Origin of the sequence: Microbacterium sp. HMWF026 (genome assembly GCF_003061325.1) — a bacterium.
In the GTDB taxonomy this organism is placed as follows: domain Bacteria; phylum Actinomycetota; class Actinomycetes; order Actinomycetales; family Microbacteriaceae; genus Microbacterium; species Microbacterium testaceum_E.
Map to the genome: position 1 here is coordinate 15305 of NZ_QAJB01000020.1, position 13965 is coordinate 29269.

A 13965-nucleotide genomic window follows, 5' to 3' on the forward strand; every position below is an offset into this window, starting at 1 on the left:
CTCGAGGCGTCCGGAGAGGGGGCGTAGGTGCCACACAATGGGCTGCCGCTGGAGTGGGCGGGTGCGCTTGCGTCCTACGGGATCGACGAGGCGACCCTCGGTCGCATGGTCGCCCACGCCTACGCAGATCACTCACGAACTTGGCCGATCGAAGCTGCCGCCTTTCGCGCTTACGAGCTGACGTCGCTCGCCAAGGTGCGTGTGGTGGTGGTCGGGCAGGACCCGTACCCAAGCGCCAAGCACGCGACCGGCGTCGCCTTTTCCACCGGCCCGCAAGGCGCCGTCAGCGACGCCCTGCGGGCAATCTACGCGAACCTCAGCGCAGACCCCTCATTCCTCGCTCCCGATCACGGCAACCTTGAAGAGTGGGCAGCCCGGGGGGCACTTCTTCTCAACGCCGCGCTCACGCTCAGCCCGACGAGCTTGAGTAGTCGCTGCACTACCTGGCGGTCGCTACTGCGCGCCACGCTTGCATCAGTGAGTGCTACGGGCAGGCCGATCCCGTTCTTGCTCCTAGGAGGTAAGGCGCACGACCTTCGCACTGCTGTAGGGGATCCGAGCGCGGTCCAGGCTGCGGGCCACCCCACGCCTCGCAATAAGGTCGCGGATCGGTTCCCTCTCTTCGCGAACTCCCGCCCCTTCTATGATGCGAACGACTTCCTGACCAGCCACGGCGAACTGCCTTTCGATTGGTCCGTCGCGTCGAGACCATGAGCACGACTCCTGGATATGAAAGAGGCGGCGACCGCGCCGGACCGAGAACTCGTGGTTTTCTAAGTCCGGGCAGTCGCCGCCCTGGGTTGTGTGTCTGAATCCGTCAGACGGCGGGTGGGTGTTCCAGATCGGCCCCGTCGCTCGCACGGATCGGCACGGTCGTGATCCCAGTTCCGACAGGGACGACGCGAACGTCTTCTGCGGCGGTCCAGCGTTCCAGCGTGACCATGGCCCAGACGAGTGCTTCGAAGTAGTCGTTGTAGGTGCCGGGGATCTGGATCCAGGCGGGCTCTGCTTTCGGTCTTGCCTCGACGCGCCACTTCCCCGGTTGACCGAGCAGCGCGGCGGTGTCTCGCGGGATGTCCGTGTTGTCACCGTTTCGATCCGGCAGGCCGACGACGAGCGCTGACCCGACCAGCATCGCCTTCTGACGAGCCTCGGGGACGTAGTACCACCAGAGGAACGTGGCGCGAGAGTTGAACGGCAACCCCAGCACCAGACCCTCTTCGTGGACGTAGACCGTCACCCCGAGGTCGGGGATGTCGACCGGCTCGATCCAGCCGCCGACCGCGGCCTGGTAGTCCTCGAGGGTGTGGACTTCCAGCTCCGTGAGGGGGTCGGCAGCATCGGTCGGGATACGCAGCGCCCTCACCACAATGCGTCACCGCCTCGATCGTGACGGGCGGAGCCATCACGCTCGGGTGCCCGACTCTGCAGCCGAACACCGGCGCCGGGTCGGAGCGTGCTCACGAGGAGCATGCACCAGGTGGCGGCGTCGAAAACATCCGTGAAGCGAGCGAACGAGTCCTGCCAGGGGCCACGCCCGTGGGGCATGACCTGGACAACGAACTCACGCTCCTCGAAGACGTCGCGGACGATCTGCTCGAGCAGCACCTCGTCCTCTTCGGCGCCGGTGCCGGTGAGCACGACGTCGCCGAGGAAAATCGGGTACTCCGTCGGTTCGGCGCTGTAGAGCCACCAGAGCGCCATGGCGCGGCAGTTGATCGGGTGGTGTTCCCGGCGGGCTGCCTCGTTGACGTAGACCGTGACGCCGAGGGTCGGCATCTCGATGGGCTCGAGCCAGCCGTCCACTGCGGCCTGGAACTCGCTGGCCGTGGCCAGGTGTCTCAGCCGCGGTGAGCGGGCCGGGTCGTGCGGGATGACGATGCTGCGTACCATGCACCCCACCTCCTTACTGTTGTCGCGACCGAGAACTCTGTTCGTTCTCTGACAAGTCGCGGGGCAGCAACGAGGTGGGTGGTATGGGCAACTGCCCGGAGGGAGTGCGCGAGAGCACTCGACCTCCGGGACAGCTGTCCCTCTCCCGAACCCCCAGTGACGGGGAGGGAGTGCTGGCCGCTCAACCGAGCGCGGACGAATCTCGGCCTACGCGGGAGCAGCCTTTCCGCGACTCGACGGAGTTTTCGCCCCGGAATCAGCGGCGCCGAAGATGGCCTCGATCGCGCTCTGCTTGGTCTGTGCCTCGCGCTCGATCTCGGCCCGCACCGTCTCGGCGCGCTGGAGCACCTTCGGATCGGACTTGGAAGCCTCGATCCAGGACTCCAGGGCCAGACGGATCTCTTCGGTGACGGTGCGGTCGTTCAGCTGGGCGATCACGTCCAGCTGGGCCCGCAGGCCGTCGGTGATGCGAACAGCCAATGTCCGCAGGGGCCCAAGAGCCGTGGCCGGCACCTCAGGCAGTTCGTTCTCAGCCATGCTGAGCCTCCTCATCGGAAGCGACGGACGACCCCCGGATGGGGTCCTCTCTGCGTCGCAGCCCGACGAGGCGGATGAGCGATTATGAACGAGCGGTCTGAAAAGTCAACACCCGTTGCGTATTTCACAACGGTCTACCTCTGTTAGCTGGACCCGGCAGCCGCTCGGCGCTCAGCTCGATCGGGCGCGGGTTTGACGAATGCGCCGATCATCTCGTCCACCTGATCCATCGCCTGGCGCCACCTATCGACGTCGGGATCGGCAGCGCCGAAGGCGACGGCGAGGCACAGCGCGACGGTGCGCATGGATTCAATCAGGTACATGCAGTACGCGAGCAGCATCGTGTCATCGCGCTCGAGTCGGGTGGTGTCAAAGCTGTAGAAGTTGGCGGTGGCCCAGCCCTGGCCGTGCGCGGCGGCGGAGAGGTCGGAGTAGACGACACGGCCGTCGCCGTAGGAGACCTCAAGGAGCGCGGTGGCGAGAGCCGTCGTGCCTCGCTTCACGAGCGCGAGCCCACGCGCGCCGAGCCACGCCTTCAGCTCCTCGCGGTACTCGCTGACGAGTGTCGTGGGTTCCGTTTCAATGGGGAGGCGACGGAGCCGCTGCCCATACTTCGCGGGGTACTCCATGTCATAGAACTCGAGCGAGGCGATCCGGCTGACGAGGTCGCCCATCGCGGGCGCTGTGACCAGCCAATAGGCGCGGCCGAGCACTTCGATGCTGCCACGGGTAATGGTGGCAAGCGGCACCGCCAGTTCACGCTTCGAGCGGCACATTTCGAAGAGCGCAAGCCCGTGCTGGCAGGCGGACTCGGTGGTGGTGCGAAGCGCCAGCTGCACCGTGCGGAACGGGAGATTCCGATCCCAGCCCGGCTCGGCGTTGAGCGGATCCGTCGTCATCTTGCCCGCCCAGGACGTGGTTGGCGGCGGTTCCGCGTCGAGCGCCTCGCGCATCAGGCGCTGCGACGCGAGGACGACACGCAGCAGCCCGCTGGTGAGCTCCTGGCGGTCTCTCGCCTCCATGGTCAGCATGGCGCCCCGCTACTCCGCACCCAGACGACGCAGGATCCGCAGCAGCAGGTCCGCGAGCAGGATGACCTCGCTCGCTTCCACCGGATCTTGGTAGTCCACCCGCCGATGAGATGGCGGGTTCTTGAACAGCCCCATCGCACCGGCGAAGAGGTTCATCTGTGCGACGGACTCAGCCGAATGCACCTCCGGGTCATGGAGCGGGCCACCGTCACGGAACGCCTGCTGCATGAGCGCCACCCCAACCAGATCACCGCCAAGCCCGCTTCGCTCCCGGACGGCGATCTCGACCTCGCGCATGGCTGCGAAGGCCGCGAGCTCGAAGTCTGCGAGCAAGAACTGCGGGCGCACCTTCTGCTCGAGCGGTTCGACCAGCTCCACGTCGAGCCGAATCACGGCGCGCACGTATGCGACGCCGCGAGCGAGCGCCTCGTGGCCGGCGCGCGTGACGTGAAAGTCATGGAAATCGTAGGAGTTACCCTTCGTCGAGACGAGCCCCTTCGCTGCGAGCCAACCCCAGGCCTCGGCGATCGCGTTCTGCGCGTCAGTAAACCCCTCGCGGGGGCGATCTTGAGCGAAACCGAGCGCCCAGTTGCGCCAGTTCCATGTATCGACCCGGAGGGCATCGTCGAGCACCAGCAGCGCCAGGCGGTCGACAGGAAGTGCAACCACTTCCTCGTTCGTGAGGGCGCGTACATCGGCGGCAGTCACGATGGAAATGCTTCGCAAGATGAGGGACTCATGCCGATCAGGGTATTGCTCAACGCGGACACTCGAAGCAGATGTGCGCGCACATCGGTGTGCGACCCTAGGTCGGTGGCCGGATAGCGTGAGTGAGCGCCTGACGAGGAGACCCGCCCATGCCACTGACGCTTGGCCCACTGCTGATTGACGCCGGCATCGACCCCGTACAGGCGCTCGTGATCCGGCACGCATTTGTGACAGAGCCCGAGGAGAGCGGCCTCACCGGTCTGCATGCGGACTCGACGCATGCCGAGATCTTCTCGTACACAGGGACACAGTCCGCTGACACCAGGCGGTTCCCGGCACTGCCACCGCGGTATTGGGTCGTGTTTATCAAGGAGGGCGGCGATCAAGCGCGGCTCTGGTCTGTCGTGGAGAACCACGGAGAGGTCTCCCGCGACGATATCCGACGGACCTTCGACATCGCGGAGACCGAGCACATGGAAGACCTGCGCGGTCGCCTCGTGATCGGGTGGAAGTCGCCGCGAACCTGGCGGATGAACGCCACCACTGCGGCGAGCTACCCGGTCGTTGGCATCGCGGACGCTGAACCCATTCCGTTCCCGGGCTTCGACAGACTCATCCTCAGCCATGTGCAGCTGCAGGCCGTCATGCGTGAGCACCGCTACGCGTCGTGGCGAACCGCGCTCTCCTCGGTCTTCGGGATCTACCTCATCACGGACACCCGAGACGGCCGGCACTACGTTGGCAAGGCGGATGGTGAAGAGAGTATCCGGCAGCGCTGGCACGCCTACGCCACCAACGGACACGGCGGCAATGTGGAACTGAAGACGCTTGATCCCAGCAGCTTCCGCTTTTCCCTACTTCGCGTGTTCGATCCCTCGACACCGAGGGCAGACATCAACGCGGCGGAGAGCCACTTCAAGGTTGCGCTCGACTCGGTTCAGCGCGGGCTGAACCGGAACTGAACGCCGCCGCGAGATGAGCGCCTGCCGAAACTGCGCGGGTAGATATACATCCGGACTTTCGGTGGCACGACAGTCCTGGTGACCGGCGCATGGCAAGAGCCAACATGCACGAGCAACGTCAGCGGCGACGCGGGCGGTGCGATCTTAGAAGTCCCCGGCGTGAGCTTCAACGGTGACGACGCAAGTCTGCGGGCCAACTGACAGATGCCTTCGCCCGCCTCGTAACGAGGCGCAGATGAGAAGAGCCCGCCGAGCGACGAATCGCCCGTGCGGGCTCTTCTTGTTGTCGCTCGAGGCGGGCTCGAGGTAATGACATTCTCACTGGACGGTCATACCACCAGCGAAACTGCCTTGGCTGACTCGCGCGAAGTACTGCAACTGCAGTCCTCCACTTAGCCTCACATTTCCATCCGCACGCGCCTCGTGGTTGAGTTGCACACTTCCGCGAAGGATGGCCTCGCCACCGACGCTTGAATCGCCTCTCAGCGTGCAGGAATCGGCCACGACGGCGCTGTCTTCGATCACGGCGCGGTCAAAGAGGCGAACCGATCCGACCACGATGGCCCGATCCTTGATAATCGCTCTTTGGGCGACGTAGACGGACGCTGCCACGTGCGCCGTGAGAGCCACAAGGCCGCCTCCGTTCTGATGGATGCGGTATTGCTCGGTTCGGACGTCCACAATGTCTTCGTCGCGATAGATCGTCCGTGGCCCGGTACGCGGGCTCGTCTCAATGCTCATAGTTCTCCCCAGTGGATTCGGGTTCCCCAGTTCCTGCGGTTGCAGGAGCGATGGCACCATTCCTCTGCGCGTCGCGCAGTGATGCCATCGCTCCCACACCCGAGAGACGGGTCAAAGGAGCTATCCCGATCGCGGAGCAAACCGTGTGAGGTGTCGGCGGCGTTCTGTTGAGGCGTCGCGTGTCAGATACGAGCTTCAACTGTCATGAATTGTCGCATATTTGTACGTATTTGTCAATACCTATTGGTGTCTCGCCGCTTGCCGGCGACGCTACTGCTGGTGCTTATGATCGCATTCTCGCGGTACGTTCCAGGGGTGAGTGAGCGACCATCGGACTTCGTTGCCGCGAACGGGTTGCGCCGGGTGGTCGTCGACGCCGCTGAGGTCGTGATCTCCCCGGATGTGCTGGCGGTTCAGGGTCTGTTCCTAATGGCTCGCGGTCTTTACGCGCTGCTGATTGCGGAGCAAGGGTGGCCCATCGATTCCTACGACAACGCCTACGAAAGCGACGAGGATCTCGCCGCCGCGACCGAAGAGCTCATCGTCGCCGGACTGGCAGTTAGGTGGAGCTTGTGACGACCTCCGGCGGACCGCTTATAGGTTCTCAGAAGCGCGCCGTGTGGATGGGAGATCCGATCCTTACGCTCGCAGATATCTGGCCCGACGAAACGAGAGCCATGATCGTGGGGCTAAATCCCGCCCCGAAGAGTGTCGAGATCGGACACGACTATCAGGGTGCGTCCGGTCGGCGGCAGCTCCTCCGCCTTACCAAAGCAGGTCTGCTCTACAGCCCCGCGCCTGACACGTACTTTGAGGAGTCCGCTCTCGCGTCCGGTGTTGGGTGGACTGACCCGGTCAAGCGACCGACTCGTGGGAGGGGGACCTGTCGAGCGCGGAACTCGCATTCGGCCGGAGTGCGCTCGTCGAGGTGCTACGCAGGGACGCGGTGCCGCTGGTTGTCTGCGTCTTCAGGCAGCCTGCTGACGCCGTCATGGGTGGCAAGAGCGTCGTCGGATTCCGGGCAGAGCCGACGCCGTGGGGCGGGGCGCTGTTTCGCACGCCCGGACCGTTCGAGCGGGCCGACCGCGTTAGTGCAGTGACGAAGACGCTCGCGTTGTTGCTTGGTTGATTCGGGCGCCTGTCGCGGGTTGAGGGATGCAGCCGTGACTCAGTAGAGGATCTCGGCGACCTCGTAGAACGAAGGCGTCTCTCCTTCATGGCCTGCCGCGATCTGGAGCAGTCCTCCTGGCTGCTTAGGCCCAAAGAGAAATGCCTGTTCCAGCGGTGTCTCGTCCCTGTGCTGTGCCCAAAGCACGTCGTGGCCATCGTGGCAGCTCCCCACCCATCCATCGAAGCCCGCGGGCGGATTCGGGCCCGCGCCGGTGCTGAATCGGCAGACGCTGCCGTCCGTGAGGCGCAGCATCTCAACGTCCATCGCAGCATCGGGGTCAGGCGGGAGCTCGCTGATTCCGTCGAGCGTGAAGACCTCCCAGCTGTCGGTGAGATAGCACGCGCCGAGCGACTCGTCGGGGTTCAGGTAGCAGGTCAGGCTAGCCGAGCAATTGACCCGGTCGAGGCGATACCCGTCGCGGTAGCAGCCGTCTGCGACCCCGTAGATGGCCTTGTCGGCCATAGCGGGGTCAGCCCACGGGTCGAGGCGGGTCAACGTGGTGGATGAGTTCGGCGCTGTGGTCGGCTGCGGTTCGGTCGTCCGGAGGCGCTCCCGTTCTTGCACACGGTCGTAGTTGTCACGGTAGCGCACCGCTTGAGCGCGAATCTGCTCGTCTACCGGCCCACTGTTCGACTGGCACTGCGACGCAGCGTACGCGGCTTCGGATGCTGCCGAGCAGAGGAATGCAATCTCGTCGGTGTACGGGTCGGCCGCAACTGCGACGCGGAGCGTGCCCGACGGCGGGATACCCGGCCAATAGATCTCGGTCGTGGCTTCCTCGTCGGCACCGCGTAGCGGCACCGCCACCTCCCGCGTGCCCTCCGTCGAAGCGACGAGCTGGCCCTCGAACGCCTGCTCGCCTTGGACGAGCGCGAGCACTCCAGCGGGCTGAGCACCGTCAACTGCGAGGTGCATGGGCTTCGGGCCCTCGTCAGTCGCCTCCAGCACCTCCACGCTATCTCCAGCAAAGCGGACAAGCGCCAGGTTCCATTCGAGTTCACCTTCGAAGACCTCGCCTCCGCTAATGCCGGGCGTTCCGCATTGCACGACGAATCCTGGGTCAGCGCTTCGGAATGAACCCTGCGCGCGCAGTTGCACGTCAAGTTGCTCATCTGCCGAACTGCGGATCAGGACCGCTTGAGGAGTCGTGATCAACGTGCCGTTCTCGGCAAGCCACGACGTCAGCTCCGGCGCACATGCGTACGCAGTGCTCGACCCAATCTCCATATCCTCGATCGGCGCGTCAAGCGGCACCCAAAACATCACGTCGGCCGCCATCCCATCAGCAAAGTCGAATGACGTCTCAGAGGTGACCGTAAGTGGGCTCGGCGCAGCCGTGCACCCAGCAAGCAACCCTGCGACGACCATGACTGCAGAGCCCGCAAGGTTGCCGCGACGCCACTTGCGACCACGTTGTTGATGGCCATCCGGCCCACTCGTGCCTATCACGGTGCTCATTCGTTCTCCCATAGCCCGTCGAGAGCGGTCCGTAAGGCGCTCGCGGTGCACTGCTCCAGCGCAAGGCCGTTCACCTCGCAGGTGGTCAGTTCGCCAGGGCTCGGAAGCGTCAGTGTGACCCGCTTGTCGCTCGGCAAGGCATACCACTTCATCGCTCGGGCCTCGTCGGCTTCCCCAATCGCCGGAACCGTCAGCTGGGCAACGTGGCCGGATGTGGGGGCGACATCGACGGTCAAGGTGCCCTCGAAGTCCTGCTCGCCGCTCGGGTAGACCAACACTCCGGCGGTCTCCCCAGGCGGGACATTAAGCCAGAAGTAGTCACTGACTCGTGCGGTGTCGGCCAACGTCGCAATCGCATCCTGCCCGAACTCCAGCTTCAGCACAGACCACTCCATCTCACCACCCTGCCCCCCGCCACTGCATTTCACGATGAGCCCCGGCCGCGGAGGTGCCGTGACGCCCCGTGACACGACATTGGATACCCCGATGGTTTCGTCGCTGACGTTTCTCACCTTGAAGAGGTAATGGTCTCGATACTGGCCGTACTTCAGGAGCCAGTCGCGGGCTCGAAGATCCGAACAGCCGTCGGACATCCCGTCGAGATCTTCAAGCGGTGCGGTAGCCGGAACCCAAAACGCAGTACTCATCGTCCAATTCAGCGGCTCGCTTGCAACTGATTCCACCGTTGCAAGTGGAGCGGCTGCTTCCGCCACCCCCTGCGCGGCGCCACCGATGCCGTTGGCAACGAGGATCCCTACCGTCACTATGGCCACGGCCACGACGGCAGCGCCGACCCATACCAGCGGCTTGATGCGGCGCGGACCGGCAGAAAGCTTCCCGTCCGGATCGGACTCCGGCGCTGCCTGTGCTTGTATCACGTCGCGTAGCGCGTCATCGCTTTGCAACACCCGCAGGTAAGCCCGCCCCATAGCGGCGCCGAAGTTGTCACGCTCCATGTTCTTGGAAGGGCTCAGGGCATCTCTGCTCGTGCCGAGGCCGGAAGCAACCGCCGCGTAGTAGCGGCGGAACACGATGCTCGTGCCGTACCTGACGGACTCCGCCCTCACGCCTCCGTCACTCAACAACGTCGCGCTGTTGACACCGATCGACCTCATGAGCTCGCGCGTGTCGTCGTATGGAGCAGGCCTGCGTGGGTTCCGCGGATCCGTACCCACTTCGAGAAGGTGCGTCGCCGCCACGAGCAACCGCGCCTCGTGATCAGACTCCGCGACTCCGCTCGTCACGGCCCGGAGAAGCAGACTCCATGCGGCCGACCGGTCAGATGCACGATCGCGCTTAGGTGCGACGTCGTCGAATCGGTCCGCCACATGCTCCACGAGCGCCGCGTCAAGATCGACCGCTGTCGGCGTCCGCCTCTGCGCCGCCCGGGCACCGCCCGACAGCAACAGGTCACGCAACGCGTCACCGATCTGCTCGTCAGTCAGCGTCCCCATATATCGAACGTTAGCGGCTCCACGACCAGCCCTCGAACTGGCTCCGTCGTCCCAGTAAGTCCCAGCGATTCCCAGCACGAAAGCCCGCCTCGCGCGATTCCGCGTCCCAGGAAAACGCGTTTGACACCGTCCTGGGACCGGCTCGACTAAAGGATGTCAGACGCTCCCACCTCGAAGGGAAACCTCGTGCACAGCACCCAGCCCGACCCGACCCCGCACCTCATCGCGGCCGTCACCGAGCTCAGCTTTGCGCTCCGTGACCTCGAAGCCTCGCGCCCGGCGGTGTTGCTCCACACGCCCATCGCGCAAGACGGCGAGGAGTACGCCGACGAAGTCCACGCGCTCATCACCCTCATCCTGCGCCGCCTGCGGGACGAAGGCTCCCAGTGATCACGCCAGGAGTTTCCGCGCCGCTCGACGAACGCGGCCCGCGTCAAGTCCCGCGTCGAGTCCCGTCGCCTGCCCACCGCCCCGAAAGGAACACCGCTATGACGAACTCCATCCAAGACGAGACTGCCGGCGCAACGGTCATCTCGTTCCCGAGGACGCTCAACTCGGCAGTCGTCTGTGGCTGCGGCTGCCCCAACGACAGCGGTTCCCAGCGGCTGTACGTCCTGCCGCTCGGCACCGTCCTCGGCGAGGGAGCTGTTCGCTGCCTCACCTGCTGGGAGCAGATCGAGCCGCTCCCCGATCAGATCATCCCGCGCGACCGTTTGTAGCCGCAATACGCGGCGGGGCGATCCAGCGCCAACTGGATCGCCCCCGTCACGAAGTACCCACCCATCACCTGCGAAAGATCAAGGAAAGGAAACGTCCATGACGCACTCCTCAGTATCCCGCCGCGGCCTGGCCGCTGGCATCAGCCTCGCTCTTGGAGCGGGCATCCTGGCGGGCTGCACCACCACCCCGCCCGGCAACCTCGGCCACCTGCAATCCATGCTCGCGTCGTGCCCGGACAGCAAGAAGATCAACGACTACGAGTTCCTCGACGGGTCGGGCACGACCCAGAGCAAGGAAATCGCCCGGGAGTATCTCGCGTACGTGAAGTCGCGCGTCGAACGAGTCGCCGTGTGCGGCGGTACCACCCACATTGTGGCCTTTGGCACCAACTCCATCACCGTGCCCATCTTCGAGGGGGACTTGCAGACCGAGGGTGCCACCGATCTGGCCCGTCTTCGACGTGTGCCCGGGCTCGTCGACGAGGTGATGGCGGAGGTCACGAAGCACTTTCAGCCGGCTGTCGCGCTGCTCCCCAAGGGAGGCACGGACGTCACCGGGCTGCTGCGGCTCATCGAGGAGGCCGAGGCGCTCCGTCCCGACATGGAGCTCGAGGCGTCGATCATGACGGATGGCCTGAACAACCAGGGCGTCGTCATCGACCGCGTGCTGTCGCCGGAGGAGGCGAGCGCGCTGGCTGACACCGTGACGGTCCCGAACCTCCAGGGGTCGGTCGCGATCATCGGGATCGGACGGGTGGCCGGCGACCCGCTGTCTAGCGACTTCATCGCCGGGATGAAGGTCTTCTACACGCGGCTGCTCGAGCGCACCGGCGCATCGAACATCCTCGTCATGACAGACGGGCGCTAGGAATGGCTCGGGAACTGGATCCGCTGGCAGGCGCCAGCGCGGCCGACGAAGTGGCCGAACAGATCGCCTTGCAGCGCGTCGACGAGGCCGGGGCGACGCCCCAGCCGGACTCGGTCGCGAAGCTCTGGGTCAGCCCGGAGTACGACGAGCTGGACGCGGAGCAGCACGACCTGTTTGGTGCCCTCGGCGTCGAGCAGTCCCGTGAGGCGACCGTCGAGGCGGCGGGCCTTACCCCCGGCGCCTCGGCGGACCAGTGGCTCCTCGAAGGACAGCGGGTCGTGGTCGAGACTGTCAAGGCCACCTACGTCATGGTGCTGACGGTGCTCACCCCGTACCGGCGCAGGCCACCGAAAGCCAAGCGCTGGCATCTGCTGGCCAAGGCCGCCTTCCTGGTCGGCGACATCGCGGGCATCGCCACCGCGGCGATCTGGCTCGGCGAGATCCCGGCTATCGCCGTGATCATGGCGCTCTCGGCAGCCGCCGCCACCGTTACAGCGGGGCTGTCCGGCTCGGAGGTGCGCGACATCCGGGACTGCATCCGCAGGGCCGTGCTGCTGCCGGACCTCCCCGAGGTGCTTCTTCCGTACCGGCACCTGTTCGAGGCGCCGGACCGGGCCTGGCCCTACGTCAAAGCGCTGCTCTGGGTGTCGGGCTCCGTCGCGGGGACGACCGCCTGCGCGATCTTCGCCCTCCGGGCCAGCATCGAGGATCCGCTCGTCGGGCTCGTGTTCGGCGGGATCGCGGCGGCCATCGCGGCGGCCAGTTGGATCGAAAGCTTCTGCTACGCCGACGCCGTGGCGGACCTCATCGACAACGCCGAAGCGGATTACACCCGCGAGACGGAGAAGCACCAGAAGCTGGCGGCCAGCCCGAGCCTCCGGCGTCACGAGGAGGCCCTCGCCACGGTGACGTCGATCCAGGCGGAGCAGTCCCACCGCGGTGAGGCCGCGGGGCACCACATGCAGGCGCTGCTCTACGGGATTCTCCGGAGGAACCCGCAAACCGCTGGGAATGGGCCGGCCTCGGAGCCGACGACCATCGGGCAGAAGACGCGTCGGGGAGGCACCAAGTGACCCCGGTCATTCAGCCCTCCGGCATTCTGCCGGGTGGGGTTGTCCCGGTGAGGGACTTCCCGAGGGAGCGGGAGCCGTGGATCGAGCTCGGCTGGCCGGGGCTCGAGCCGAAGCGGCCGTGCCTGGTGATGCTGAACTTCGACAGCTCGGGATCGGTAATCGCCCCGCAGGGCAACGACCCGATCGGCAACCGGTTCGAGGAGGCGAAGCGCGCGATCAGGCTCGTGGCGGACTGGACGTACACCGGCCGGTCGAAGGTCGCCGTCCTGCACTTCGACCACCCCCTCGGGGCGAGCGGTGTCGTGTCCTTGAACGACCGACGTCTTCTGCAGCGGCTCGACCCGTCCCTCCAGAACCCTGGCGGGCGTGGAATCAGTGACCTGCTGCCGAGCCTGACCGAGATGGAACGGCTCGCGGCGGCGCACCCGGAACACGACCTCGTCGGGGTCATCGTGTCGGACTTCGAGCTCAGCGACTTCGACCCGTCCGAGGTGTTCACCAGGCTGCGGGCCTTCCGAGGGAGGATCCACGCCGTCTTGCTTGGCGGGCACGTGCCGCCAGACATCGTGGGCGCCGACAACATCACCGTGACACCGCTCAGCGCCGGGGACCCGCCCGGAGCATTCGCGGCGGCACTGCACCGGTCGCTGACCGCGACCCGCGTGGCGGCACGCCACTCGCTGCTGCACGGCCCGCACGGGAAGCAGGCGCTGTCGTGAGCGGGCGGGCGACGTTGACGGAGTCGAAACTGCAGGCGGCACGGGAGACGCTGACCGCGTTCGTGTGGGAGCGGGCCGAGGCGACCCGCGCCCGCACGGGCGTGGACTGGGTATTCACCCCGGCCGCCCCGAACACCTATAAGGAGCTTCGTCAGGCGTGGGAGGCATCGCTGTCCACGGGAGCGCCACTGCCGATCCTGAACGACCACTCCGAGAGCGTCATCTTCACCGAGCCCGAAGGCAACTTCGTCTACCGGTACTGGCACGACGTGACGCACCTGGAGCGGGAGCGGAACTTCTCCAATCCCCACGAGCTGGACATGGCGGTGTTCCACCTTTGGGACGCCGAGCAACACGGCCTGACGCGTGGGTCGCTGCCCTGGCGACTCCTGCACGCGGATGCGATCGGGAACGTCCTGCACTGGTCGGTGTTCCGTGAGTTCGTCCTCGACCAGCGGGTGTTCGTCGAGAACGTCGTGCGCTTCGGGCTCGAAGCCGCACTTCTCGGGGAGGCAGCCAGGCGGGGGCTGTTCAGCCCGCAGGTGCTGCCCACAGGGATGGACTACCAGACCGGCTCGATCTGCCCCTCACATCCGTCGCACCTCGCGCCGTCCATGTAGGTGAGCGGTCT

At 65.8% G+C, this 13965-nt stretch carries 17 protein-coding genes; 9 read left to right on the top strand and 8 right to left on the bottom strand.

Annotated features, from left to right (window positions below):
* Positions 1 to 105 precede the first annotated feature (105 nt).
* Positions 106 to 714 (top strand): uracil-DNA glycosylase family protein, encoded by a 609-nt coding sequence (locus DBR36_RS00890; RefSeq protein ID WP_146185150.1) that lies wholly within the window; start codon positions 106 to 108, stop codon positions 712 to 714.
* 103 nt (positions 715 to 817) lie between these two features.
* Here DBR36_RS00890 and DBR36_RS00895 read toward each other — a convergent pair whose 3' ends face one another.
* The 5 genes from DBR36_RS00895 to DBR36_RS00915 form a co-directional block, all read right to left on the bottom strand.
* Complete coding sequence (locus DBR36_RS00895; protein WP_181373429.1) at positions 818 to 1366, bottom strand: DUF3846 domain-containing protein; 549 nt, start codon at positions 1364 to 1366, stop codon at positions 818 to 820.
* Positions 1363 to 1893 (bottom strand): DUF3846 domain-containing protein, encoded by a 531-nt coding sequence (locus tag DBR36_RS00900; RefSeq protein ID WP_108317159.1) that lies wholly within the window; start codon positions 1891 to 1893, stop codon positions 1363 to 1365. The genes DBR36_RS00895 and DBR36_RS00900 overlap by 4 nt, the downstream gene beginning before the upstream one ends.
* Before the next feature lie 207 nt (positions 1894 to 2100).
* Positions 2101 to 2430: a hypothetical protein gene (locus DBR36_RS00905; protein WP_146185152.1), complete on the bottom strand. Its 330-nt coding sequence runs from the start codon at positions 2428 to 2430 to the stop codon at positions 2101 to 2103.
* 143 nt (positions 2431 to 2573) lie between these two features.
* On the bottom strand, positions 2574 to 3461 hold the full coding sequence (locus DBR36_RS00910; protein ID WP_108317161.1) for a hypothetical protein: 888 nt from the start codon (positions 3459 to 3461) through the stop codon (positions 2574 to 2576).
* Positions 3462 to 3470: 9 nt separating this feature from the next.
* Positions 3471 to 4169, bottom strand: coding sequence for a TIGR02391 family protein (locus DBR36_RS00915; protein WP_181373430.1), 699 nt, complete (start codon positions 4167 to 4169; stop codon positions 3471 to 3473).
* A 149-nt stretch (positions 4170 to 4318) separates the two neighbouring features.
* Here DBR36_RS00915 and DBR36_RS00920 point away from each other — a divergent pair, with 149 nt between their 5' ends.
* A complete protein-coding gene (locus DBR36_RS00920; protein ID WP_108317162.1) occupies positions 4319 to 5131 on the top strand; it encodes a GIY-YIG nuclease family protein in 813 nt (270 codons plus the stop codon).
* Between the two features lie 318 nt (positions 5132 to 5449).
* Here DBR36_RS00920 and DBR36_RS00925 read toward each other — a convergent pair whose 3' ends face one another.
* The gene (locus DBR36_RS00925) at positions 5450 to 5872 is read right to left on the bottom strand and encodes a hypothetical protein (protein ID WP_108317163.1); all 423 of its coding nucleotides are present in this window, start codon (positions 5870 to 5872) and stop codon (positions 5450 to 5452) included.
* A 315-nt stretch (positions 5873 to 6187) separates the two neighbouring features.
* On the opposite strand from DBR36_RS00925, the gene DBR36_RS00930 reads away from it, so the two are divergent.
* Positions 6188 to 6448: a hypothetical protein gene (locus DBR36_RS00930; RefSeq protein WP_146185153.1), complete on the top strand. Its 261-nt coding sequence runs from the start codon at positions 6188 to 6190 to the stop codon at positions 6446 to 6448.
* 592 nt (positions 6449 to 7040) lie between these two features.
* Here the strand turns inward: DBR36_RS00930 and DBR36_RS00940 are convergent.
* Entirely contained in the window at positions 7041 to 8321 is a 1281-nt protein-coding gene (locus DBR36_RS00940; RefSeq protein WP_108317166.1) for a hypothetical protein, read from the bottom strand.
* A gap of 176 nt (positions 8322 to 8497) precedes the next feature.
* A complete protein-coding gene (locus DBR36_RS00945; protein WP_108317167.1) occupies positions 8498 to 9955 on the bottom strand; it encodes a hypothetical protein in 1458 nt (485 codons plus the stop codon).
* A 153-nt stretch (positions 9956 to 10108) separates the two neighbouring features.
* On the opposite strand from DBR36_RS00945, the gene DBR36_RS00950 reads away from it, so the two are divergent.
* From DBR36_RS00950 to DBR36_RS00975, 6 genes are all read left to right on the top strand, one after another.
* On the top strand, positions 10109 to 10345 hold the full coding sequence (locus DBR36_RS00950) for a hypothetical protein (RefSeq protein WP_108317168.1): 237 nt from the start codon (positions 10109 to 10111) through the stop codon (positions 10343 to 10345).
* 98 nt (positions 10346 to 10443) lie between these two features.
* On the top strand, positions 10444 to 10674 hold the full coding sequence (locus DBR36_RS00955; protein ID WP_108317169.1) for a hypothetical protein: 231 nt from the start codon (positions 10444 to 10446) through the stop codon (positions 10672 to 10674).
* 97 nt (positions 10675 to 10771) lie between these two features.
* On the top strand, positions 10772 to 11542 hold the full coding sequence (locus DBR36_RS00960; protein ID WP_108317170.1) for a hypothetical protein: 771 nt from the start codon (positions 10772 to 10774) through the stop codon (positions 11540 to 11542).
* Between the two features lie 2 nt (positions 11543 to 11544).
* Positions 11545 to 12615: a hypothetical protein gene (locus DBR36_RS00965; protein WP_108317171.1), complete on the top strand. Its 1071-nt coding sequence runs from the start codon at positions 11545 to 11547 to the stop codon at positions 12613 to 12615.
* Between the two features lie 47 nt (positions 12616 to 12662).
* Positions 12663 to 13334, top strand: a complete 672-nt coding sequence (locus tag DBR36_RS00970; protein WP_146185155.1) for a VWA domain-containing protein — start codon at positions 12663 to 12665, stop codon at positions 13332 to 13334.
* Positions 13331 to 13954 (top strand): hypothetical protein, encoded by a 624-nt coding sequence (locus DBR36_RS00975; RefSeq protein ID WP_108317173.1) that lies wholly within the window; start codon positions 13331 to 13333, stop codon positions 13952 to 13954. Before DBR36_RS00970 ends, DBR36_RS00975 begins: the two co-directional genes overlap by 4 nt.
* Positions 13955 to 13965 lie beyond the last annotated feature (11 nt).